Annotated in this window: 19 protein-coding genes, 1 tRNA gene and 1 pseudogene; 6 read left to right on the top strand and 15 right to left on the bottom strand. The window is 64.2% G+C overall.

Translation table 11 applies throughout. From position 1 onward, the window contains the following. Positions 1-43 precede the first annotated feature (43 nt). The 9 genes from HL666_RS27655 to tcuA all read right to left on the bottom strand — a co-directional run bounded on the left by HL666_RS27655 (position 44) and on the right by tcuA (position 9,329). Positions 44-1,132, bottom strand: coding sequence for a sensor histidine kinase (locus tag HL666_RS27655; protein WP_172184690.1), 1,089 nt, complete (start codon positions 1,130-1,132; stop codon positions 44-46). Then, positions 1,129-1,566, bottom strand: coding sequence for a response regulator (locus HL666_RS27650; RefSeq protein ID WP_172109443.1), 438 nt, complete (start codon positions 1,564-1,566; stop codon positions 1,129-1,131). The genes HL666_RS27655 and HL666_RS27650 overlap by 4 nt, the downstream gene beginning before the upstream one ends. Further along, the gene (locus tag HL666_RS27645; RefSeq protein ID WP_172109442.1) at positions 1,563-3,083 is read right to left on the bottom strand and encodes a sensor histidine kinase; all 1,521 of its coding nucleotides are present in this window, start codon (positions 3,081-3,083) and stop codon (positions 1,563-1,565) included. Before HL666_RS27645 ends, HL666_RS27650 begins: the two co-directional genes overlap by 4 nt. Before the next feature lie 115 nt (positions 3,084-3,198). After that, positions 3,199-4,548: an acetyl-CoA carboxylase biotin carboxylase subunit gene (gene accC, locus HL666_RS27640; protein ID WP_172132040.1), complete on the bottom strand. Its 1,350-nt coding sequence runs from the start codon at positions 4,546-4,548 to the stop codon at positions 3,199-3,201. A 76-nt stretch (positions 4,549-4,624) separates the two neighbouring features. Continuing rightward, on the bottom strand, positions 4,625-5,110 hold the full coding sequence (gene accB, locus HL666_RS27635) for an acetyl-CoA carboxylase biotin carboxyl carrier protein (protein WP_172184688.1): 486 nt from the start codon (positions 5,108-5,110) through the stop codon (positions 4,625-4,627). Positions 5,111-5,161: 51 nt separating this feature from the next. Continuing rightward, positions 5,162-5,653: a type II 3-dehydroquinate dehydratase gene (locus HL666_RS27630; RefSeq protein ID WP_172132039.1), complete on the bottom strand. Its 492-nt coding sequence runs from the start codon at positions 5,651-5,653 to the stop codon at positions 5,162-5,164. A gap of 265 nt (positions 5,654-5,918) precedes the next feature. Then, the gene (locus HL666_RS27625; RefSeq protein WP_172184686.1) at positions 5,919-6,674 is read right to left on the bottom strand and encodes a DUF1236 domain-containing protein; all 756 of its coding nucleotides are present in this window, start codon (positions 6,672-6,674) and stop codon (positions 5,919-5,921) included. Positions 6,675-6,829: 155 nt separating this feature from the next. Then, on the bottom strand, positions 6,830-7,927 hold the full coding sequence (tcuB, locus tag HL666_RS27620) for a tricarballylate utilization 4Fe-4S protein TcuB (protein ID WP_172184684.1): 1,098 nt from the start codon (positions 7,925-7,927) through the stop codon (positions 6,830-6,832). Beyond that, positions 7,914-9,329, bottom strand: a complete 1,416-nt coding sequence (gene tcuA, locus HL666_RS27615) for an FAD-dependent tricarballylate dehydrogenase TcuA (RefSeq protein ID WP_172184682.1) — start codon at positions 9,327-9,329, stop codon at positions 7,914-7,916. The genes tcuB and tcuA overlap by 14 nt, the downstream gene beginning before the upstream one ends. A gap of 200 nt (positions 9,330-9,529) precedes the next feature. Here tcuA and HL666_RS27610 point away from each other — a divergent pair, with 200 nt between their 5' ends. Further along, positions 9,530-10,201 (top strand): GntR family transcriptional regulator, encoded by a 672-nt coding sequence (locus HL666_RS27610; protein WP_172184680.1) that lies wholly within the window; start codon positions 9,530-9,532, stop codon positions 10,199-10,201. Positions 10,202-10,287: 86 nt separating this feature from the next. Here the strand turns inward: HL666_RS27610 and HL666_RS27605 are convergent, their stop codons facing one another. Together HL666_RS27605 and HL666_RS27600 are read right to left on the bottom strand one after the other, a co-directional pair. Then, positions 10,288-11,052, bottom strand: a complete 765-nt coding sequence (locus tag HL666_RS27605; protein WP_172109434.1) for a DsbA family protein — start codon at positions 11,050-11,052, stop codon at positions 10,288-10,290. 98 nt (positions 11,053-11,150) lie between these two features. Beyond that, a complete protein-coding gene (locus tag HL666_RS27600) occupies positions 11,151-12,548 on the bottom strand; it encodes a M48 family metalloprotease (protein ID WP_172132037.1) in 1,398 nt (465 codons plus the stop codon). A gap of 162 nt (positions 12,549-12,710) precedes the next feature. Here HL666_RS27600 and HL666_RS27595 point away from each other — a divergent pair, with 162 nt between their 5' ends. Beyond that, positions 12,711-13,910, top strand: coding sequence for a pyridoxal phosphate-dependent aminotransferase (locus tag HL666_RS27595; protein WP_172184678.1), 1,200 nt, complete (start codon positions 12,711-12,713; stop codon positions 13,908-13,910). Between the two features lie 64 nt (positions 13,911-13,974). Here the strand turns inward: HL666_RS27595 and lipB are convergent, their stop codons facing one another. Beyond that, complete coding sequence (lipB, locus tag HL666_RS27590; protein ID WP_172184676.1) at positions 13,975-14,697, bottom strand: lipoyl(octanoyl) transferase LipB; 723 nt, start codon at positions 14,695-14,697, stop codon at positions 13,975-13,977. A 20-nt stretch (positions 14,698-14,717) separates the two neighbouring features. On the opposite strand from lipB, the gene HL666_RS27585 reads away from it, so the two are divergent. Continuing rightward, positions 14,718-15,008, top strand: a complete 291-nt coding sequence (locus HL666_RS27585) for a FliM/FliN family flagellar motor switch protein (protein ID WP_283814272.1) — start codon at positions 14,718-14,720, stop codon at positions 15,006-15,008. A 136-nt stretch (positions 15,009-15,144) separates the two neighbouring features. After that, a tRNA-Leu gene (locus tag HL666_RS27580) sits at positions 15,145-15,229 on the top strand. Between the two features lie 26 nt (positions 15,230-15,255). Here HL666_RS27580 and HL666_RS27575 read toward each other — a convergent pair. From HL666_RS27575 to HL666_RS34715, 3 genes and pseudogenes are all read right to left on the bottom strand, one after another. Continuing rightward, positions 15,256-16,761, bottom strand: coding sequence for a tyrosine-type recombinase/integrase (locus HL666_RS27575; protein ID WP_172184674.1), 1,506 nt, complete (start codon positions 16,759-16,761; stop codon positions 15,256-15,258). A 536-nt stretch (positions 16,762-17,297) separates the two neighbouring features. After that, the gene (locus HL666_RS27570; protein WP_172184672.1) at positions 17,298-18,026 is read right to left on the bottom strand and encodes a helix-turn-helix domain-containing protein; all 729 of its coding nucleotides are present in this window, start codon (positions 18,024-18,026) and stop codon (positions 17,298-17,300) included. A 1,303-nt stretch (positions 18,027-19,329) separates the two neighbouring features. Then, positions 19,330-19,452, bottom strand: a pseudogene (locus HL666_RS34715) (IS110 family transposase); the annotation flags it as partial. 1,861 nt (positions 19,453-21,313) lie between these two features. Here HL666_RS34715 and HL666_RS34020 point away from each other — a divergent pair. Together HL666_RS34020 and HL666_RS34015 are read left to right on the top strand one after the other, a co-directional pair. Beyond that, on the top strand, positions 21,314-21,985 hold the full coding sequence (locus HL666_RS34020) for a helix-turn-helix domain-containing protein (protein ID WP_210262224.1): 672 nt from the start codon (positions 21,314-21,316) through the stop codon (positions 21,983-21,985). Further along, positions 21,964-22,368, top strand: a complete 405-nt coding sequence (locus HL666_RS34015) for an IS630 family transposase (RefSeq protein ID WP_210262222.1) — start codon at positions 21,964-21,966, stop codon at positions 22,366-22,368. Before HL666_RS34020 ends, HL666_RS34015 begins: the two co-directional genes overlap by 22 nt. Positions 22,369-22,450 lie beyond the last annotated feature (82 nt).

Genomic DNA, 22,450 nt, shown 5'->3' with positions numbered 1-22,450 from the left:
CGCGATGGTCCGTTGGCCGCAGCCGGCACCCACTCGCTCAGATTCAGCCCACCGCGGCAGCGGCCGGTTTCGGCGAATCCTTGGTCAAGCGGAAGCGCACGACGATCTTGGTGCCGTGATGGCTCGGATCGGGCTCCACCCTCGCATCCAGCTTGGTTGCCATGGCGCTGACGATGCGCTGGCCCATGCCGGTCGAACGCGGGTCGCTGGTGGCATTGACGCCGACGCCATTGTCGGCAATCGACAGCACGATGTCGTCGCCGGCGAGCTTCAGCTCGACGTGAATCGGGCCAGGCCCGTCGGGATAGGCGTATTTGACGGCGTTCATCACCAGCTCGTTGACGACGATGCCGATCGCGACCGCGCGATCCGGATCGATCTCGACCGGCTCCGCCTTCAGGGTGAGCCGCGACATCCGGTTGCCCTCGGCGGAGCGGCGGAGATCGTCGAGCAGCGAGTCCAGGTATTGGTTCAGCAGCACGCTCTTGAGATCCTGCGACGTGTAGAGCCGGCGGTGCACCTGGGCCACCGCGGCGACGCGCCCCATGGCGTTGGTGAGGGCGGCCTTGACGTCGTCCTGCGTGCTCGAATTGGCCTGCAGGTGCAGCAGCGAGGCGATGATCTGCAGCGAGTTGCCGACGCGGTGGTTGACCTCGCGCAGCAGAACCTCGCGCTCGGCCGCCAAAGCGGCGTAGCGGTCGCGCGAGGCCCGCACTTCGGCTTCCGCCTCGTCACGCGCCTTCTGCAGCCGGGCCTGGCGCAGGGCGCCTTCGGCCGCAACCTGCAGCAGCGGGATGAACTCGCCCTGGACGTCCTTGACGAGATAGTCGGCTGCGCCGGCCTTCAGGGCCGTCACCGCGATCTTGGAATCCTGGGAGGCGGTGACGAACACCACCGGCGGCGCATCGGGCAGCACCATGATGCGCTCCAGCGTCTCCAGCCCGTCGAGTCCCGGCATGTACTGGTCGAGCGCGACCACGTCGATGCCGCCTAGCGCGATGCGCTGCAGCCCGGCGCTGCCGTCTGGCGCATGCTCCACGGTGAAGCCGAGCCGCTTGAGCCCGCGCTCGACCAGCCGCGCCAGCGCCGCGTCGTCGTCGATGTAGAGCAGCGTGGGGGCGGCTGAGCTCATGCGGCGGGTGGAACCTGGATGACGGAGAAGAACAGGCCGAGCTGGCGAATGGCGTTGGCGAAGCTCTCGTAGTTGACCGGCTTGGTGATGTAGACGTTGCAGCCGAGCTCGTAGCAGCGCTTGATCTCCTGGCTGTCGTCCGTCGTGGTCAGGATGACGACGGGCGCGCTCTTCAGGAAGCTGTTCTGCTTGACCATCTTGAGGATGTCGATGCCGGTCATGTCCGGCAGGTTCAGGTCGAGCAGGATCAGCAACGCGTGCCCCTTGTGATCGAGGCCGGTGCCGTCAGCACCCAGCAGATACTTCACCGCATCTGTACCGTTGGTGAACGGCTTGATCTCGTTGTTGACGCCGGAGCGGCGGATGTTGCGCTCGATCAGGCGGGCGTGGCCTTCGTCGTCCTCGATCATGATGATGGTCACGGGCATGGTCATCGGTCTGAGTTCCGGTTTGAGACGTTCCAGTTGATCGGGAGCGTGATGGTGAACGTGCTGCCCTGGTCGAGCTCCGACGCGACCGACATGGTTCCACCGAGCCGGCGCACGAGAGCGCGCACATGCGCCAATCCGATCCCCTGACCCGGACGGTCCTGGGTCCCGGCGCGGCGAAACAGATCAAAGATACGTTGATGATCGCGGGGATCAATCCCCCGGCCGTTATCCGTGACCTCGAAGATCGCGAAACCCAGCTTGGTGCGGGCGCGGATGGCGATGTCGCCGGGAACGCCGGGCTTCATGTACTTGATGGCGTTGTCGATGAGATTGGAGAAGATCTGCTCCAGCGCGAGGCGGTCGCTGACGATGGCGGGCAGGGGCTCGACGCGGATGGTGGTGTTCGCCTCGTCGGCCTGATGCGCAAGGGTCGAGACGATCTGCTCGATCAGTTCGCGGGTGTCGATGCGCACGGGGACGAATTCACGGCGGCCTTCGCGGGTCAGGTTGAGGATCGCGGTGATCAGGCGGTCCATCTTGGCGATCGACGATTTGATGAAGCCGAGCGCCTCGGAGAAATCTTCCGACAGCTGCTTGTCGGCGCCCTCGAGCTCCGGCTCGGCGCCTTCGGCCGGCGGAGGCGATGCTGAGACGGCCCGCGCCAGCGTCGCGATGCGCCGGAAGATGTCGTTGCGCAGCTCGTCGAGCTCGCTGGTGAAGCCCATGATGTTGACTAGCGGCGAGCGCAAGTCGTGGCTCACGATGTAGGCGAAGCGCTGGATCTCCTCGTTGGCCTCGCGCAGATCGGCCGTGCGCTCGTCGACGGTGGCCTCCAGATTGAGGTTGCTCTCGCGCAGCTGCGCCTCGGCGTCGTCGCGGGCGCGGGTCGAGCGGCGCACCAGCAGCACCGAGATGACGGCGAGCACGACGACCATTGCGGAGCCGGTGATCGTGACGATGGCCGCCAGTTGCTGGCTGGCATCGGCATTGGCGGTCCGCAGCGCCAGCAGCCGCTCCTCCTCGAGACGCATCGCCTCGGCGGCGTCGCGCATGGTCTTGCTGCTGGTGGTCGAGCGGGCGTCGCGGAGCAGGGCGATCGCGGCGGCGACATCGCCGCGTGCAACCAGGAGCCTCTCACGGTCGAACTGCGACAGCCGCGTCTCGATCACGCTGCGCAGCGCGGCGAGATTCTCGACCTGGGCGCGGTTGTCCACGACCAGCGCATTCAGCTTGTCGAGCACCGGTCCGATGGCCGCGACGGCCGCCTCGTGGTCGTTGAGGAACTCCTGTCCCTGGGTGAGCAGGTAGGCGCGGGCGGCGCTCTCGGCGCGCCGCACTTCGAGCAGCAGGGCGTTGATCTGGTTCTCGGCCTCGACGGTGTGCACCACCCAGGCGCTGTCGCTGCGGGCCTTGTTGACCAGCAGGACCGACGCCGTGCTGACGGCGACCAGCACCAGAAAGCCCGCCGACAACAGCAGGACCTGACCCAGCGTGCGCCTTCGTCTCGCCTCAGGCGCCACCGCATACTCGCATGTCGTTGAAAATCACTGCCCCCTGGCGGAATTGCTCCGACCGAGCAGAACGCAGAGCCGGCCGGAAGGTTCCGGCTCAGCAGGCACTTTTCGAAGCGGTGGCTCAGTCCGTCTTCTGGCCGGCCAGATACTGCTCGAGCCAGTGGATGTGGTAGTCGCCATCGATGATGGCGGGCTCGCGCACCAGCGCGCGGAACAGCGGCAGCGTGGTTTCGATCCCGTCGACCACCATTTCGTCCAGCGCGCGCCGCAGCCGCATCAGGCACTCGACCCGGCTCTTGCCGTGGACGATCAGCTTGCCGACCAGCGAGTCGTAGTATGGCGGGATCACGTAGCCCTGGTACACGGCGGAATCGATGCGGACGCCGAGGCCGCCGGGCGGATGGTATTGCTGGATCTTGCCGGGCGAGGGCCGGAAGCTGACGGGGTTCTCGGCGTTGACGCGGCACTCGATCGAGTGGCCGTTGATCACGACCGCGTCCTGGGTCATCGGCAGGTCGCCGCCGGCAGCGATGCGGATCTGCTCCAGCACGAGGTCGATGCCGGTGATCATCTCGGTCACGGGATGCTCGACCTGGATGCGGGTGTTCATTTCGATGAAATAGAACTCGCCGTCCTCGTAAAGGAATTCGACGGTGCCGACGCCGATATATTTCAGCTCCTGCATCGCCTTGGCGACGGTATTGCCGATTTTCGCACGCGCGGCCGCATCGAGCACGGGCGAGGGGCCTTCCTCCCAGACCTTCTGGTGGCGGCGCTGCAACGAGCAGTCGCGCTCGCCAAGATGGATGGCGCCGCCGCGGCCGTCGCCGAGCACCTGGATCTCGATGTGGCGCGGCTTCTGCAGATATTTTTCGAGATAGACCGACGCATCGCCGAACGCCGACTTGGCCTCGTTCGCCGCGGTGGTCAGCGCCAGCTGCAGGTCGGCCTCGGTGTGCGCGACCTTCATGCCGCGGCCACCGCCGCCGGCTGCGGCCTTGACCAGCACCGGGAAGCCGATCCCCTTGGCGATCGCCATCGCGTCCTGGTCGGGCGTGACCGCGCCGTCGGATCCTGGAACGACGGGAATGCCGAGCCGCTTGGCGGTCTTCTTGGCCTCGATCTTGTCTCCCATCAGGCGGATGTGCTCCGCCTTCGGCCCGATGAAATGCAGATTGTGGTCGGCGAGGATCTCGGCGAAACGCGCGTTCTCCGACAGGAAGCCGTAGCCGGGATGCACGGCGTCGGCGCCGGTGATCTCGCAGGCGGCGAGCAGGGCTGGGATGTTGAGATAGCTGTCCTTCGACGGCGGCGGCCCGATGCACACGCTCTCGTCGGCGAGGCGGACATGCATCGCATCGGCGTCGGCGGTGGAATGCACCGCCACGGTGGAGATGCCGAGCTCCTTGCAGGCCCTGAGGATGCGAAGAGCGATTTCGCCGCGGTTGGCGATGAGGATCTTGTCGAACATGGTGCCTCGGGCGCGAGTAGCGGACAGTGATGCGCGGGCGGGGGAATGGAGACCAGTCGCCGCGCGCGATCCGCGCTTATTCGATGATGACGAGCGGCTCGCCGAACTCGACCGGCTGGCCGTCCTCGACCAGGATCTGCGTCACCGTGCCGGCGCGCGGCGACGGGATCTGGTTCATCGTCTTCATCGCCTCGATGATCATCAGGGTCTGGCCGACCGACACCTTGGAGCCGACCTCGACGAACGGCTTGGCGCCGGGCTCCGGCGCCCAATAGGCGGTGCCGACCATCGGCGAGGGCACGACCCCGGGATGCTTTGAGAGGTCGGCGCCGGCGGCAGCCGCCGTGGCGGCGGCCATCACGGGGACGCTCGAGGCCGCGGCCGGGACCGCCGACGGCACGGCCGCTGCGATGGTCACGTTGCGGGCGACGCGGATGCGCAGGCCGGCCCGCTCCAGCTCGATCTCGGTCAGGCTGGTCTCGTCCAGAAGCGCGGCGAGCTCGCGGATGAGCCGGCTGTCTTCGGACTTCGCGGTGGTGGTGTCGTCGGTCTGGGGCGCCATGATCTGATCCGGAACGTTGGGTGGCGTGAAAGCGAGGACGTCAGGCTTGCGCTAGATGTCGGTGGTCGTGGTGGCCGAGGGAGCGGCTTTGGCACCGATCTTGGCGGCAAGGCCAGTGATCGCGAGTCGGTAGCCGTCGATTCCAAAGCCGCAAATCGACGCAAACGCGGGCTTCGCGGTGAAAGAATGGTGCCGGACGCCCGCGCGGGCGCGGATGTTGCCGAAATACACCTCGACCGTGGGGATTTTGACCCCCGTCAGGGCGTCATGCAGGGCGATCGAGGTATGCGAGTAGGTGCCGGCATTCAGGACGATCCCGGGCACTCCGCGGCTGCGAGCTTCATGGATGCAATCCACAAGCGCGCCCTCGTGGTTGGCCTGCCGGCAGTCCGTCACCAACCCGAAACGGGCCGCCGTCTCGACGCAGAGCCGTTCGACCTCGGCCAAGGTCGCATGGCCATGCGTCTCCGGCTCGCGGGTCGCCAACAGATCGAGGTTGGGTCCGTTGAGGACGAGAATCGTCTTTTCCGCGTCGTCGGCCATTCCTATCCCGGGCGGTGTGGGCTGCAGTGGGCGGCGTTATAGGTAACAAAGCCGCCAAGGGGAAGCCTTTCGGCGCCCGGCAGGGCTAGGTCCATGCTGCTCCGCCACGCGAAAAAATCCGACCAAGCCTCGGAAATCGCTGATTAACCAGACCAGCGGACAGGTCTGCACGTTTGGCGTGTGGCGACGCGCCGCCGCTCTTTGCACAACAAAGGGGCGGGCATCGCTGCCCGCCCCTTTTTCTCGTCACCCGCCTGGTCGGGGATCAGGTGTCGAGGACTGCAACGATCTCGTGGGTTCGCGGATCGAGCACGATGATCTGCTCACGAACCAGGATGTAGTCATATCCGCGCCATTCCGGATAGATCGTGACCACTTCGGTCGGGAGCGGGTAGAAGCGGACGTCGCGCGGCACGCGGGTGCCGACCGAGATGTTGAAGTTCACGTTGGTCACCGGCGCGACGCGCTGGCTGCGGATCACGCTCGTGATCTTGGTGCGTTGCTCGGTCGAGAGCTTGGCGCCGGCGCCGGCCTGTCCGGTGGTGGTCTGCGAGCGATCGCCGCCGGTCTTGGTTTCGGCGTTGGTGCCGGTCTTGCTGTCGCGGCCCTCGGCCTTCATGTTGTTGTCGCGGCCTTCGCGGCCTTCGGCCTTCATGTTCTTGGTGCCGCTCTTGTCGTTCTCGGAGCTCATGCTCTTCGAATTCGGGCCCTTCATGCCGTCCTCGGCGCGCTGGCCCTTCGTCTCGGCACCCGATTTCTGACCCGACTGGCTGGAGCGCATGTCGGACGAACCGCCGGCCGACGGCGCGGCGCTGTCCCGATTCATCGTCGCGCCGCCGGGCGCGTTCATGCCACCGCTCGAGGCTCCGCCAGAAGCGCCGCCGGTCGCACCGCCCTGCATCGCAGCGCCGCCGGACTGGCCTCCCGCGCCGCCTGCACCGCCGGCGCCCTGAGCATGAGCAAAGCCTGCACTCGCCAGTAGCGCGATTGCAGCAACTGATACCATCAAGCGATTAGTCATCCTATATCCTCCTCTGTCGTGGCACTACCCGCGCCGACAACGGCAGGACATTGGAGTCGTTCCGCGTGCGCCCGATGGTTCCGAAAAAATGTCATCGGTCGCGACGAAATGAACGAATGCTCAGGCTGATGAACGCCGGATGACCAGACCGGATACTAGCTTGCGTGGCGCTCGCGAGCATAGCGAACGAGCGCCAGAAATCGATAGAGGCCGTGCACGAACTTGCCATAAGGCAGCGTGACGAACAGCGCGAACACCGCACCAAGATGCAGCGCCAACAGCACGCCCATTGCGCTGCTCTCGCGCAGCAGGAGAAGCGCGAGACCGGTTGTGCCGGTGAGTCCGAGCATGGCGAGGAATGCGACGTCCATGCTGCGGCTGCCCTCATCCATCATCGCAGGCTCCCGCTTGCGTTTCGCGGCATAAAGACCCAGCGGCCCGATCACGATGCCGATCCCGCCGAGCGTACCGAGCACGACCGGCAGATCCCATAGCGGGTAGGGCGCCTCTCGTTGCAGCAGATAGTGATAGAGCGTGGCGACGCTGGTCGATGCGAAGCACAGCAGGAAGCCCCAGAAGGTCAGGTGGTGGAAGAAGCGCCTGTCATCCTTCGGCCGCTCGTCCGCATTGTAGCAGCCGACGCCGCCGCCATCGAGGTAGCGCAGGCTCGCGGCATCGCGAATCGCGCATAGCAACGGGCGTGGCTCTGCCAACACCGACGCCGGTTCTCCCATGTCGTGCCAGAACGCCCGCGCGCCCTGGATCAAGGCGACGATCGCCCACAGGAAGGCGGCGCCGAACAGCGCGGCCATCGTGGTGTGCGGCATCAGCGCGTAGAACGAGCCTGGACCATGCCGGCTCGCAAGCAGGGCACTGGGGTCGTTGAACGCGACGAATCCGATGATGAAAATGGCGATGCTGACGACGGTGATCAGGGACACCGCGATGCCGTTGCTCCGGAACAGCGGCGCCAGCGCGCGCGGCCAGGCGTAATCGGCGTAGCTCTCGTGCCGGACACGAGCCAGAACGGAGGGGACGCGAACATCGAATTCGTGTGGCGGCGAGAATTGGCAGTCGACATAGCAAGCCCCGCAGGAATGGCACAGATTGGACAAGTAGTTGAGATCGCCGCCGGAAAAGGAGCGCCGCAGCTCCATCGCCGGAAACACCGCGCACAGGCCCTCGCAATAGCGGCAGGAGTTGCAGATCGTCATCAGGCGATCCGCCTCGGTTAACGCCTCACTGCGCTGCATGTCTTGCTGCTCCGCGGCCTGCAATACGTCCGAACACACTGCCGATGGTCATGCCGATGCCGGCGGCATAACCGCGGCCGAGCACGTTGCCGGCCATGATCTCGCCAGCGGCATACATGTTCTGAGCCGAGCCTCCGGCTTTCATCATCATCCTGGCGTCGTGGTCGACCCGGACGCCGAGATAGGTGAAGGTGATGCCGGGACGCACGGGATAAGCATAGTATGGACCGGTATCGATGCGCCGTGCCCAATGCGATTTCGGCGGCGTCAGGTTCTCGGTGCGGCAATCGTCGAGGATGTCGGGATTGAAGCTGCCGTCGCGCACCGCTGCGTTGAACGCGGCGACGGTGGCTGACAGTCCGTCGGGATCGAGGCCGAGCTTGCCGGCAAGTTCGGCGATGCTGGCGGCCTCGATCGCGGGATAGAGCGACGGCATGAACAGATTGGCGGATTTGACGTCGAAGACGATGTAGGCGATCTGGTCCGGTTGAGCCGCGACCAGGCGTCCCCAGATGGCATAGCGCTTCGGCCAGACGTCCTCGCCCTCGTCGTAGAAGCGCATCGCGTGCTTGTTGACGACGATGCCGAACACGACGCAGTCCAGCCGGGTGATGATGCCGCCGTCATATTTCGGCGCCCGCGCGTCGATCGCCACCGCGTGACACTGGGTCGGGTCGCCGATGCTGTCCACGCCGGCGCCGAGCAGCATGTCCAGAACGGTGCCGCGATTGTGGGGTGTGCCGCGGATCAGGAAGTTGCGCGCGATCTCGCCCCAGCCTTCCACCAGTCTGTCGATGTTGGCTTCGAAGCCGCCGGCTGCAGCCACCAGCGCCTTGCCGCGGATGCGCGTAATGCCGTCGCGCTGCCGGATGATGGCGGCGCGGAAACGATCGGAATCGATGTCGAGCCCCACCACCTCGGCCTCGTACAGCACGTCGACGCCGAGGCGCGCGGCGGTCAGATAGAGCGCATTGAGCATGGCCCGGCCGCCGCCGAGGAAAAACGAGTTGGTACGGCCCAGGCTCAGCGTGCCGCCGAGCGAGGGTTGAAAGCGCACGCCTTGCTCGACGATCCAGTCGAGCATTTCCTTGGACTCGCGGATCATCATGCGCGCGAGCTGCTCGTTGGTCTGGCCTTCGGTGACGCGCAGGAGATCGTCCCAGAACTCGTCCTCGGTGTAGGGGCCGCTCAACGTTGCCGTCGCCGTGTCGTGGGCACAGCGCATGTTGCGCGTGTGCCGCGTATTGCCGCCGCGATAGAACTTCGAGGCCGCTTCCAGCACGAGCACCGAGGCGCCGGCGTGCCGGGCCGCGATGGCCGCGCACAGCGCCGCATTGCCGCCGCCCGCGACGACGACGTCGTAGGCCACGGGATGCTCGGGAATATCGTTCTCAGCCGTCATGACCCCTCGTTCCCGACGCAGGGCTGATCGGGCGGCCGGCCCCTCCTGCTGTGCACGCTCGCTGTTCGGCTGCGACGCCCGCAGAGACCGCCGGAACGTCGTGCGCCGAGAGAATGACGAGCTTGATTTCGTATACTATTGTATACAAAAATATGCAACAGCCGCTGTTGTTCAAAGCGAGGGTGTGAGACAGTGCGGTCATGTCCATCGAAACGCGCACGTTCACGATTGATCGCGACAACGTCTCGCTCGGCGAGGCGGTGTTCCGTGCGCTGTGCCAGGCCTTGGAGAATGGCGTCTATCGCGCGGGCGACCGGCTGCGCGAGGACGAGGTCGCCCAGCGGCTGAACGTCAGCCGGACGCCGGTCCGGGAGGCCTTCGGCAGGCTGATGGCGAAGGGCTGGGTGCAGCCGGCCGGCGGCCGCGGCTTGATCGTGCGCAGCCTTGACCAGAACGACATCCTCGAACTCTACGCGATGCGGGAGATCCTCGAAGGCGCGGCGGCACGGCTCGCGGCGCAATATGCCGCGCCGGCCGAGATCGCGGCGCTGCGCGACATCCATGCGCGCTTTGCGAGCGGAGAGGGGGACGCCGCCGAGCTTGCGCGCCTGAACCGGCTGCTGCACGGCGCGATCCAGCGCGCCGCGCGCAATCGCTATCTGGATTCCGCCCTTGCCGACATGCATGTCGCGATCTCGCTGCTGGGCTCCACGACCTTTGCGGCCGAGGGACGGCCGGCCACGGCGGCCGCCGAGCATGGCGAGCTGATCGAGGCTCTTGCAGCGCGCGATCCCGACCGCGCCGAAAGGGTCGCGCGCGCCCATATTCGCGAGGCGCTGCGGACCCGGCTCGGAATGACGCTGACGGCGTAAGACCCGGCTCGTTTTCGAGCGGTTCATAAGCAAAAGGCCGGCTGATCCAGCCGGCCTTCCGATCTCGATCGCGCAGTGCGCTTCTCTCAGCAGCTCGCCTTGCCGCAACGCGCGGTGCTGATCTTCTCGCGCAGGCCCTCGACGCCGACGGCGCCGATCACGACCTGCTTGCCGATCACGTAGCTCGGGGTGCCGTTCATGCCCATCTCCTCGGCGAGCTTGAAGTTCTCCTCGATCGTCGCCTTGGCCTCCGGGCTTGCCATGTCCTTCTCGACGCGGGCCATGTCGAGCCCGATCTCCTTGGCAACGGCGAGCGCGTGAGCCTTGTCGGCCTGACCGCGGCCCCCCAGAAGCTTCTGGTGGAAGTCGAGATATTTCTGCGGCGCCTGCATGCGCACGGCGACGGCGACCTGGGCCGCCTCGACCGAGCCCTGGCTCAGCACCGGAAATTCCTTGAGCACGACCTTCAGCTTCGGGTCGCTCTTCATCAGCTCCATCATGTCGAGCATCGCGCGCTTGCAGTAGCCGCAATTGTAATCGAAGAACTCGACAAAGGTGACGTCGCCATCCTTGTTGCCGACGACGACGCCCCGCGGCGAGTTGAAGATCATCTCGGCGTTCTTGGCGATGCCGGCTGCGTGCTTGGCCGCCTCGGCTGCCGTCTGGCGCTTCTGCAGCTCGGCCATCGCCTCCTCGAGCACCTCGGGATGCGAGATGAGATAGTTCCTGACGATGGTCTCGATCTCGCTCCGCTGGCTGTCGGAGATGCTCTCTGCCGTCGCAACCTGCGGCAGGCCGCAGAGCGAGAGCGCAAGCAACGCCGCGGGAATGAGCGTGCGGAATGACGGCATGAAGGAGGTCCTTTTGGTCAAAATGATCGGGTCCTTGACGAGGGCGGGGAGCGGTATCTCAGTATTCCGGTGTCGATGTTAGCAGCAAACTCTTCGTTCTACTGGCTCGAAAGTGGCTTTGATGCGACGATGTCGTCGGCCTTGACCCATCCCGGCGATCCCACGGCAAAGCGCGTCTTGGCGCGCGATGCCAGCTCGCGCGCGGTCTTGTTGTCGCCACGCAGGAAAGCCGCCTGGGCCGAGGCCAGATCGGCCTCCGCATAGTCGCCCTTGCGGCCATAGGCCATCGCGAGCTGGGAATAGCCGAGCGGCGCCTCGGATTCGCGCGCGACCGCCGCGCGCAGGATCGAGATCGCCTCCTCAGTGTAGGCCTTGTTCTCGGACGCCACCAAGGCTTGGCCAAGTAACATGTTGATGAGCGGCGCGTTATTGGAGAGCTGTGCAGCCTTGCGCAGCGGCGCGATCGCCTCCGCCGGGCGGCCGCCTTCGAGCAGGGCCTGACCGCGGACCTCGTAGAAATAGGGATTGTTGGGCTGCACCTGGATCAGGGCGTCGATCTGGCCCAGCGCGCTGCGCAGGTCGCCGTGGAGATAGGTCGAGATCGCCCGTGCATAGCGCGCCGGCAGGCTGTTGTCGGAGGACGGATAGCGCCGGGCGACGGTGTCGGGCCGCTCCATGAAGGCGGAGATCTTGGCCCGGACCATGTCGTGGCGCATTTGCAGCGCGGCATCGTCCTTCTTGTCCCAATAGGGCGACTGCCGCGCCAGCCCCTCCAGCGCCTCGACGCGGTCGGCGGGCATCGGATGGGATTGCAGATAGGGATCGGCGCCGCGGGCCGCGAACAGGCTCTCGTTGGTGAAGCGCTTGAAGGTCTCGTACATGCCTTTGGGCGACTGGCCGGTCGCGCTGAGGAATTTCACGCCGGCCCGGTCGGCGTTCTCCTCCTGCTGACGCTGATAGGACAGCAGCGAGCGGCGGATGACCTCACCCGGGGCCGACAGCGTCGCGGCGCCGGCATTGGCCAGGCCGCTATTGCCGCCGCCGCGGGCGCCGACCGCGAGCGCGCCGGCGCCGAGAATGGTGGCGATGATCATTTGCGTCTGCGCGGTGGCGAGCTGCTGGCGCAGCTTGGCGAGATGACCGCCGGCGAGATGGCCGGTCTCGTGGGCGAGTACGCCGATCAACTGGTTCGGATTTTCCGACTGCATGATCGCGCCGTAGTTCACGAAGATGCGGCGGCCGTCGGCGACGAATGCGTTGAACGAGCCATCATTGATGATGACCATCTGGATGTTCTGCTTCTCGAGGCCGGCTGCGCGAAGGATCGGCCGCGTGTACTCACGCAGCAGCACCTCGGTCTCGGTGTCGCGCAGGATCGGCGGTCCCTTGCCCTGCTGTGCCGAAGCGGGCGCGAACGGCGCAAGCGCCACCGCCGCCGCGATGATCGCGGCGAGTCCGCCGGACAATTTCTTGCGAAGCACGATAGGGAGCAACATCAGGCGATCTTTGCAATTGGCGTGAGGCTCGATACGGGCTATTGCCCACCAAACGGCGGAATGCGGCTCATCTGCGGCGAACAAAGTCCCGAATGAGACCCATCGAGGGGCCGGCCGGTTCAGGGAGCGGGTCCGAACAGCCGGGGTGCATAGCAGATCTTGATGGTGGATGCGACAGTGATACCGACATTGGAACAGCGGATCGCCAGCCTCACGGCGCCGTCCGCGCGCAGCAATGTTCCGCCGTTCATGGTGATGGACGTGATGGCTGCGGCCGAGCGCATCGAGGCAGAGGGCGGCCACGTGATCCACATGGAGGTCGGCCAGCCCGCCGCGCCGGCCCCGCGGGACGCGATCGCGGCCGCGCATGCTGCGCTCGATCGGGCGCGCATCGATTATACGTCCGCGCTCGGGCTCTCGTCGCTGCGACAACGAATCGCGCGTCACTATCGCGAGACGCACGCTTGCGAGATCGATCCATCGCGCATCGTGATCACGACGGGATCTTCGGCCGGCTTCATCCTGGCGTTCCTCGCGATGTTCGAGCCGGGTGATCGCGTCGCCGTCACGGTGCCGGGATATCCGCCATATCGCCACATCCTGACCGCGCTCGGCTGCGAGCCGGTGCTGATCGAGACCACGGCCGAGAACCGCCATGCGCTGACCGGCGAGGCACTGCTCGCGGTCCATTGCAAGACGCCGCTGAAGGGTGTGCTGGTGGCGAGCCCCGCCAATCCGACGGGGACGATGATGTCGCGCGAGGCGCTGGGCGGCGTCATTGCGGCCGCGCGCGAGGCCGGCATTCGCTTCATCTCCGACGAGATCTATCACGGCCTCGACTATGCCTTTCCGGCGGTCACCGCGGCCGAGCTGTCGGCGGATGCCCTGATCATCAACTCGTTCTCGAAGTATTTCTGCATGACCGGCTGGCGTATCGGCTGGATGGTGGTGCCGGATGCCCTGGTCCGCCCGATCGAGCGTCTCCAGCAGAATCTGGCGATCTCCGTGCCGACCCTGTCGCAGATCGCCGCGGAAGCAGCCTTCGATGGCCGCGCCGAGATGGAATCGATCAAGCACGGCTATCAGGAGAATCGCCGCATCCTGATCGAGGGTTTTCCGAAGGCCGGCCTGACCAGGTTCCTGCCGGCCGATGGTGCCTTCTACCTTTATGCCGACGTCTCCGACTTCACCTCCGACAGCTTCGATTTCGCCAAGCGCATGCTGCAGGAAACCCACGTCGCGGCGACGCCCGGCGTCGACTTCGACCCGATCCACGGCCGCAGCTTCGTGCGCTTCTCCTATGCACGCTCGGCCGACGACATGCGCGAGGCGGTGGCCCGAATCGCGCGCTGGCTCGGCTAGGGCGCAGGGATCGCTACGTCGCCGCCAGGCTCTACGTCTCGCCGCAGCGGGGCGCCGCCTGAGTTCATGCGCTCTCTGGCAGGGTGACGCGCGTCGCGCCGAACACGCTCTCGAACGCCCGTCGGAGCGCGACGTCGACGTCGCTCATGGTCACCGGCAGGCCGAGATCGACCAGGCTGGTGACGCCATAGCGGGGGTCGGTGACCCCGCAGGGCACGATGGCCTGGAAATGCGACAGGTCGGGCTCGACGTTGATGGCGATGCCGTGGAAGGTCACCCAGCGCTTCAGCCGCACGCCGATGGCGGCGATCTTGTCCTCGTACCCGGCGCCCTTGTCGGGCCGCCTGACCCAGACGCCGACGCGGTCCTCGCGCCGCTCGCCGCGCACGTTGAACGCGTCCAGGGTGCGAATGATCGTCTCCTCCAGCGCGGCGACATAGGCCCGGACGTCGGGGCGGCGCCGCTTGAGGTCGAGCATGACATAGGCCACGCGCTGGCCGGGACCGTGATAGGTGACTTGGCCGCCGCGGCCGGTCGGCACGAAGGGAAAGCGCGGGTCGCGCAGGTCCTCAGGCTTGCCCGAGGTGCCGGAGGTGTAGATCGGCGGGTGCTCGAGCAGCCAGACCAGCTCATCGGCCTCATGCGCCGCGATCGCCGCCGCCCGGGTCTCCATGAAGGCAGTGGCCGCCGCATAGTCCTCGAGCGAATCGGAGATCCGCCACGCCACGGCATTGCCGGGAGGGCCCGCGAAGGTGGTCAGGTCGAGCGTTTCGCGGCTGTTAACCATTGGCTAACCACAACATGGTGATGTCTCGGGTAACGGAATCCAGTGACTTCGGTGGTCCTGCAGTGTCAACCCTCGATAAAGTGACAGTCGACCTCATGGTCGTGCTCGGCACCTGTTCAATGCCCATTCACCAGGTCCTGCGCCTGTCCCGCGGCGCCATCATCGAGCTGGACGCCACCGAGGCCGACGACGTCAAGGTGCTTGCCAACAATCTGCCGATCGCCAATGGGGTGGTCCTGGTCGACCGCAACCGCATTGCGGTCGAGGTCAAGCAAATGCTGCCGCGATCGCCGACGCCGACCACGCGATAGCACCGGACAGGCTCCGAAAAACTGTCCACAAAACCCGCAGATAGGGGCAGGGCGGGCCTTGTCCCCCCGACATCGATTTGATACACGGGCGCCACTGATCCGGTGCCGCAGTTTCCTCTGGTCCCGGCTTCTTTTAGCGCTCGTGGCGGAATTGGTAGACGCGCTGCCTTGAGGTGGCAGTGGGTAACACCGTGGGGGTTCGAGTCCCTCCGAGCGCACCATACCCACGCGCAAGCAACTGAGGTTGTTACGCTTTTTTCCCAAAGTTACTACGGAAAGTTACGACTTTGTTCCCTGCCGGTGTTCCGGCGGCGTTCTCCTCCGGTGATTGAAGGAAATCATCCAGCGATTGGCTCTGATCGAACGCAACGATCTTGTCCATTCCGCGAATTCCTAGCTTTTCCCGGTTCGCTTTCGCGATGTAGTGGGCCGGCATCTTCGGATCGGTCCAGCCGAACATCGCCATCATCTGGCTCTCGGTACATTCTGCATAGGCGGCCACTTCCGCCCGCGCCTTGCGGACGCCGTGGCAGCTCTTCTTGCGCTCGTTGATTCCGGCCAGAACGGCGTACTTCTTGAACTTCATCGCCCACGCCTTCTTGTTCATCGGCAGCACGCGGCCCTTGGTCGTTTTACCGGTGAAGACCTCGGCGCCAATGATCCCAGCCGCTCGTGCCGCTCGCAGGCTCTCGGCAAATTCGGGATGGACCGGCACCGTGACGGTGGTGTTGCCCTTGCTCTTCTCGGTTGCGATCTGAACCGCCATCTTGCGTACGATCTGGCGGAGGTGGGGCGGTCCGAAGCGATAAGCGTCTCCCAGCCGAAGAAACGTGTAGTGGAGGATGTCGAACATCAGCCGCGCCTCGGTACCAACAGGCCACTTCGCCCGGTACAGCGCCATGTCGTCCTCGGTCCAGGGCAGGAACCCGCCGCTCTCGCGAGAGGCCTTGGCCTTGCCTGAGCGAAGACCGATGGTTGGATCATCGTCTTCGTCCAGATAGCGTTCGTCGATCATCCAGCGGATCATGCCGCGCAGCGCCGAAAGAAGATTGCCTGCCTGCGAGGGGGTCCTCGCCTTCATCTCCTCCTTGATGACTTTGCGCGTCATCACGGCAAATGGCTTCTCGCCATTCTCGTACAGCAGGCTCTCGATCAGTCCAGTCCGCTGCAGCCTGGTCGTGTCAGAGAGGCCGTCAAGGCCGACGCTGAGGTCGCCAAGCCAATGGTCGCTTTGCTTGTAAAGCGTCCAGTACCAGCGCAGGGTGTGAGGCTGCGGCGGCGTGGAGGGTAGTCTCGCACGCGGCTCGTTGCGTTGCTTCTGCGCGTGGACGTCATCAGTCGTATCGCCGTAAATCGCGATCTGCGAGACGATTGCCACATCGCACTCTTTGTCGAACTCTTCTGACCCGAATTCGGCCCTGATCCGGATCTTGGGAAGTCCATTGCGAAGCTGAACATAGTAGCGCGTCTGTCCGCGTTGCGAGCGGTCGGCTCCGACGTATCGCCGTTCTGGTTGCTTAAGTGGATCGGGTTCGACACGGCGTTTACGCATCACTCCCCCAAGCGCTGCAACTGCAGCCTCATAGGCGGCGTCGAAGCCAGCCGTGCCATAGTCCCCGCTGATTCCGATCCGGCGACCCTTGCGGCTGACCTTGACGTACCAGCGCAACGCGCCCACTGCGGAATAGTCGAAATAGAGATACATACGGCGATCCCCAGGCGCGCGGGGATCGGGACGGTCGGTCTCAGGCATTGGTGTGCTCCGTGAGCCAATGCCTGGAGTCTACGAATCCTCAGATTCGGCATCAATGGCGAAAGGTGCGTTTCACCCGTTTTCGGTGCCATTGAGCCGACGCGCAAGCGCCTCAGACGGCGTCCAGATTTGGTCAAAGTCGATCTTCGGCTGGGAAGCCGATCGAACACTCGACGTGAGAGCGATCCTGATGGCGCCGTTCGTATCTACGGTGACCTCACTGGCGCCAGCTTCCTTGGCAGCGCGAATTGCGCGTGCAATGTCTGCCTGTGTGACCCTGGCCGGGCGGCGGGGCATCGACCATCTCCATGCGATCTGTGAGCGCCGTCGGACCACTGTTGTCCAGGCGACGAACCGCCGTCGGCGATCGCGAGCAAGAAACGCCGAAATGCCCCATTGGAACAGTGCTCGGTCTCTTGGCGGAGAACGTTTGGCGGGAAATGCGCGTGAAACGGACAGTCGGTGCCGAGTTCGACGATCGACTGCATCAGGCGCCATTGCGGCAGCTCCGCTTCCGACGGCACCCGAACCCGGCGCTATTGGCCTTCTGTCGTCGGTTTGACGGGGCCGTCGTCCAGCAGGGCACGGTACCTCTTGCGCAATTCGTCCACCGCAGTTCGGTTGAGCTCGCCTCGTCGCTGACAGTCGCGCAGAACACCACGATCCTCCGCTGAAAGGGCGATTAGGAATGCCCAGCCTTCGCCCCTGTCCGGGAACAGCTCGACGATCCGCAGATCGTGCCGCGCGGCATCATCGTCGTCATGGGCTGCCTCGATCGGCTTGGCCTGCAGATGTCTGCGGGACGCCTGAGGAAGATGGTTCGCCGATGCCGGTGATCTGTTTTTATTTATTTCTTTATAGGCAGGTCCCTTAGGGCCCCGCGGTGCTTCTTTATACGCAGGTCCCTTTTGGACCTGCGGCGCCGCAGGTCCCTTTTGGCCCCGCGGCGGACCAGCAATATTGGCAGGGACCGGCACGTCGCGGACGACATAATCGATCTCGCCGAACCGCTGGCCGTCGGCGAGTCGCTGCTGCTCGCGGCTGACGTAACCAGCTGAGATCAATTCACGGAAAATGCGTTGCAGTTTCTTCCTGCCGACCAGAAGCGTCCGCCCGATATGGTCGAGACGGACGCGCCACTTGTGTGGGCGTGACAGAAGCAAACCGAGCACGCCCTTGGCCTCGACCGAAAGCCGTTCGTCAGTGAACACGGCATTCGGCACGATCGTGAAATGCGCCCTGTGCTCGCGGCGAACGATGGTCAAGCGCGCGCACCCAATTCGTCGGCCCTTGTCACCGCAATCGACCGGGACCGAGATGCGGAAAGACCAACAGCGCGGCTCATGAGCGTTGCAGGATTGCAAGCCTCACGGCCTCTTCAGCCGTCGCGGCCGGAGAGCAGGGCGGCCGCATGGAAGAGGTTGCTGATGGTCTTTCAGGGCCGGCTGCAGTGGAAACCCACGAGAACATGCCCGTGCACCGTCGGCGGCCTATGCTGAGCCCCGCTCGCCGGCGGGTCAGTTTGACCGCACGCTGATCGATCATGCCTGCGGACGCGCTATCGCCGACTGCAGCTGGCTTAGCTTCCCTGGAGAGGCGTGGTTGTTGAGAGGGAGGGTTGCTGTAGTTCATGAGCGAACATGCCACGGCAAACGCGAACCACCATCATGCCGATCCTACGATGCGCTTCGACAAATTTGCTCATGTTCCGAACAAGGTATCGGCCGTCCCCCGGAGGGAGAAACTGCGTCCTGCTAGAGCAGCCGTCGCTAGTCATAGCGGCCATCACGTGTGTTGATGCTTGGATCACCGGGGAGAGCACGTTCTTCCGTCGAAGGTCCAATTCCGCCGATCCCACGCAGACGTACGCTATGGTGGGAATAGTGCCATTCGGGGGATTGATCCTCCTCACCAATTGTATTGAAACAGCAACAATAACATTCGTGAGTGCCAGAGTGCTAGTAGTCAAGACAGGCACTTACGACCGCCGATTCTACGCCGCGGAGAGGCGCTTTTATCTTGCAGCTTTAATCGGCCGGGTGGTCTGCCTCTCTGCCACGATCGTCTTCGTCGCTTTCGCCATCGGTGCTCTCCATCTTCATCGTCAAAAACACGTCTGCAGCGCAGCCTGATCTGCAGCTCGTTGACAGCGAGAAGTCCCAGTGCGCCGTGCAGCTTTCCGCGCTCAGCGACGGCGTGGCGCTCCTGCACGATGGCAGCAGCATAGCCGTCGCGGCGCAATTTTCCATCGGTCTGACGGAGCCACGTCACAGGCAATTTTGCGCGATCGCGCCGTCCCTTCGGACACCGCCTCGCAGGCAAGATAGCGTGCGTTCCGTCGTCTTGGATCTGCACCGGTCCTCATCCGCTGACAGCGGAGCTCCATCACTTCGCGCGCCGCCCGCGACGCCCATCGGTTGCTGCAGGATTACTGCTCTGGTTCATGCCGCTTTGTTTCATGCAAGTTCTCCCAGCAGCCTGCGGTCCTTGCGTTGGGCATGCGCGCCAGCGTCGGCGGTGCTGACCGCCTGATCGCCCCAATACGCCGTGCCGTCGCACCACATCGCTTGCGCCCTTGATCGCTTCCGGGTCGGTCATCGCCGCGACCTCCAGCAGTCCGCCGCCCTTATCGTCGACCACGCAAATCGCGGTCTGATCCATGCCGACATCCAGTCCGCGGAAGAGCTCCATAGCGCGCCTCCTGTGTTGTTGAGAGCGCTCATTCTGCGTGGCCGCCGCTGTCGCGTCAGCAGTTGGGCGGTTAGGCCGATTACGGACGGTGCTCCAGCTCGCCCTCTACGGGAGCCATACGAACGACCAGCGCAAGGCAACGTCTCGGCTGCGAGAAATTGCAGTGCGCTGCACATTCTGTCGTGAGATCCTTGCTGGCCGTTGATGGAATTCGGACGGAGAACCTGCATTCAACGCGCTGGTCGGCCGTGAATGAGATGCGAAGAATTCCTCGTCTGTGACCATTCATCAGCCGTGAAGCTAGCGGATTTCGAGTCCAAGCTGACGCTTGGCGCGCGTCAAGCCGCCCGTCTTCGCAACCATAACAGCGTGCTGTTTGCATGTCCCTCTGACGGCCACGCGCTTGTCGTCCCCAGAGAAAGCGCCATAGCGTGCGTTGTCGTACGGCTGCTCGTTCCGCTCGCGCTTTGGACGAGCCACCTTCGCCGACCATTGTGTGCAAGTCAGTGCTTGCTCGCGACATCGCAGGACAGCATGAGCCATCGCAGTCGAGGTCGTTCGTTTCCGTTTCGGTTGTTGGGCTTAGCCTTACCTTGGTGAGCGGCCGACAAAAGCGCGGATATCGGGCTCTCTTGAACACCAGGTTAGGGGCGGCAACTGATCATGACCGATTCCGGTCCTTTCCAAACGCTTGATGATACCGAGGCCCTGACCTGGCTATGGTCGCAACCGGCAAGCTGCCTGACCATCAGTGCTGCTGAGCTGGGACGACAGTGGAGCTGGAACAGGATGCGGACCAGCCGTCGGCTGAGATCCTGGGAGCGGGCTGGCCTGATACGCCGTAACCGCAGGAACGATCATTGTAACGGGAGCAGCGATGCAGTACGGTGAAGAGAGTACAGGTGCCGTGACGGAGTTCGCTGGCGCTGACGGGATCTCCGGGGCCGAACGAGTTGGCCGTTCCACGGTAACGCTCGATCGGGCCTCTTTGATCGTGGCGCTGGTGTGTATGCCAGCTGCCTTTTCCATACATTGCTTGACCGCAAGTTTTGCTGGCGCCTTCTGGCCCATCATCAGGTGAGTCGTGCTTGAGGCTGGTTAGCTCGTGGCAGAGGCTTGGCTCGCGGAATATTGGCACTCTGCGCATTTTCTCTGAGGATGCGCTTGCTGAGGACAGCAGCCTATGCATGCCCATGGTTCATCGTCTCCGGCAGACGCATGGATCAAGGCTCGATCAGTCGAAGCGTAAGAAGTCCGTGAGCCCGCGCATCGCTGCCAGATGCCGAGCACAAGAAGACCGACGATGGCGAGCAGATCGAAGCCGCCGATGCGCGCCAGTGTGCCGAAGTCTTGCCGACCAGCGCCACTTTGGTATCTAGCACAATTCGTTGACAATCTTGCCGTCGAGCGAGATCGAGAAGGTTAGAGAGATCGGTCGAAGAGGTCGGCGATGCCGCAATCGGCGCGGCGACGAGTTCTTGGCACGCAGCAGCCAACGCCAAGGATCTGATCCTCCACGTATCCTTGCCGGACATACTGAACCGCCCCGCGGGCCACGAGGACGGGGCGGCCAGCAGTCCGTACATGAAAGTCAAAGCTGACCGACTCAGCATCCTCCCCAATGATTTCGTCCGCGTCTTCGGGATTTTCCACCGGCATTGCCGGCGAAGCTAGACGACCGATTCCATGAAACCAGCTTCATGGAACGATGAATTTGTTGGTGGCTGCCTTGTTTGAGCTGGACAAACGAGGATACGGTGATGGGTGGATGGCGGCAGGCGATCGAGTTGGCCTTGAGCGACGACGACATCTCCAAGCTGACGGCGATTGCCCGGTCCCGAACTGAACGGGAAGCCGGGTGATGCGTGCGAAGATGTTGCTCGCCTACCGGGAGACGCCCTCGTTCTTTGCGGTGGGGCGTGCCGTTGGAGTGCACCATCAAACGGTCGAGCGCTGCGTCGAGCGGGCGCTGGCCTACGGGCCGCTTTCGGCGCTGGACGATCGACCGCGGCCCGGCAAGGAACCGACGATCACTCCAGAGGCCAGGACGTGGATGGTATGGCTGGCTTGCGACAAGGCCAAAGACCACGGCTATCCGCACGAGTTGTGGACGACGCGATTGCTGGCTGACCACGGGCGTAAACAGGGGCCGGCGGCAGGACATCAGTGCCTGGCCCACCTGGTCCAAGGCACCGTCTGCAAGATCCTCGGCAACGAGGACATCAAGCCACACAAGGTCCGCTGCTATCTTGAAAATCGTGACGCCGAGTTCGAACGGAAGATGGCCGAGGTTCTGTGCGTCTATCGGGAAGTCGCGGTGCTGAAGAAGGCCCGGACCAAGTCGACGAAGGGCAAACCGAACAAGGCAAAGTCCGTCGCGGTCGTCTCTTGTGACGAAAAGCCCGGCATCCAAGCCATCGCCACAACAACTCCTGACCTGCCCCCGAACCCGATGTCCATCCTGCCTTCGCGCGGGATCATGAATATACGCGCCATGGCACGCTCAGTCTGTTGGCTGGCATCGATCTGCTGACTGGCAAGGTCCATGCCCTCGTCAGAGATCGCCATCGTAGTCGCGAGTTCATCGAATTACTCAAGCTCCTCGATGCCACCTATCCGGCAGGGACCGCAATCAAGTTGATCCTCGACAATCATTCTGCCCACGTATCCAAAGAAACCAACGCTTGGCTCGCGACCCAGCCGGCCGGACGTTTCGAGCTCATCTTCACCCCGAAGCACGGCTCCTGGCTGAATCTCATCGAGGGGTTCTTCTCCAAATTGACCCGCTCCGTCCTCCGCCACATCCGCGTAACCTCCAAGATCGAACTCAAGCAACGCATCATGGCCGGCATAACTCACTTCAACCGCCATCCCATCGTCCACACTTGGTCCTACAGGCCCGCCGATGCCGCGTGATATGATTCAAACCAAGGAAACGGTCGTCTAGGGCGTACGCATCCGGTGAAGACCACAGGCGGAGTAGCCCGCGCGGACGGAG

Origin of the sequence: Bradyrhizobium aeschynomenes (assembly GCF_013178945.1) — a bacterium.
Taxonomy (GTDB): Bacteria; Pseudomonadota; Alphaproteobacteria; order Rhizobiales; family Xanthobacteraceae; genus Bradyrhizobium; species Bradyrhizobium aeschynomenes.
Note: the sequence above shows the minus strand (reverse complement) of the source record. Positions and strands in the feature narration are given on the sequence as shown.

Bases quoted from the DNA above. Each gene is read 5' to 3' on its own strand.
- lipB (WP_172184676.1), bottom strand. From the start codon at position 14,697: ATGGTTAACAGCCGCGAAACGCTCGACCTGACCACCTTCGCGGGCCCT.
- HL666_RS27600 (WP_172132037.1), bottom strand. From the start codon at position 12,548: ATGTTGCTCCCTATCGTGCTTCGCAAGAAATTGTCCGGCGGACTCGCC.
- HL666_RS27595 (WP_172184678.1), top strand. From the start codon at position 12,711: ATGGTGGATGCGACAGTGATACCGACATTGGAACAGCGGATCGCCAGC.
- accC (WP_172132040.1), bottom strand. From the start codon at position 4,548: ATGTTCGACAAGATCCTCATCGCCAACCGCGGCGAAATCGCTCTTCGC.
- HL666_RS27585 (WP_283814272.1), top strand. From the start codon at position 14,718: ATGTCTCGGGTAACGGAATCCAGTGACTTCGGTGGTCCTGCAGTGTCA.
- accB (WP_172184688.1), bottom strand. From the start codon at position 5,110: ATGGCGCCCCAGACCGACGACACCACCACCGCGAAGTCCGAAGACAGC.
- HL666_RS27655 (WP_172184690.1), bottom strand. From the start codon at position 1,132: ATGAGCTCAGCCGCCCCCACGCTGCTCTACATCGACGACGACGCGGCG.
- HL666_RS27610 (WP_172184680.1), top strand. From the start codon at position 9,530: ATGTCCATCGAAACGCGCACGTTCACGATTGATCGCGACAACGTCTCG.
- HL666_RS34020 (WP_210262224.1), top strand. From the start codon at position 21,314: ATGCGTGCGAAGATGTTGCTCGCCTACCGGGAGACGCCCTCGTTCTTT.
- HL666_RS27605 (WP_172109434.1), bottom strand. From the start codon at position 11,052: ATGCCGTCATTCCGCACGCTCATTCCCGCGGCGTTGCTTGCGCTCTCG.
- tcuA (WP_172184682.1), bottom strand. From the start codon at position 9,329: ATGACGGCTGAGAACGATATTCCCGAGCATCCCGTGGCCTACGACGTC.
- HL666_RS27625 (WP_172184686.1), bottom strand. From the start codon at position 6,674: ATGACTAATCGCTTGATGGTATCAGTTGCTGCAATCGCGCTACTGGCG.
- HL666_RS27630 (WP_172132039.1), bottom strand. From the start codon at position 5,653: ATGGCCGACGACGCGGAAAAGACGATTCTCGTCCTCAACGGACCCAAC.
- HL666_RS27650 (WP_172109443.1), bottom strand. From the start codon at position 1,566: ATGACCATGCCCGTGACCATCATCATGATCGAGGACGACGAAGGCCAC.
- tcuB (WP_172184684.1), bottom strand. From the start codon at position 7,927: ATGCAGCGCAGTGAGGCGTTAACCGAGGCGGATCGCCTGATGACGATC.
- HL666_RS27575 (WP_172184674.1), bottom strand. From the start codon at position 16,761: ATGCCTGAGACCGACCGTCCCGATCCCCGCGCGCCTGGGGATCGCCGT.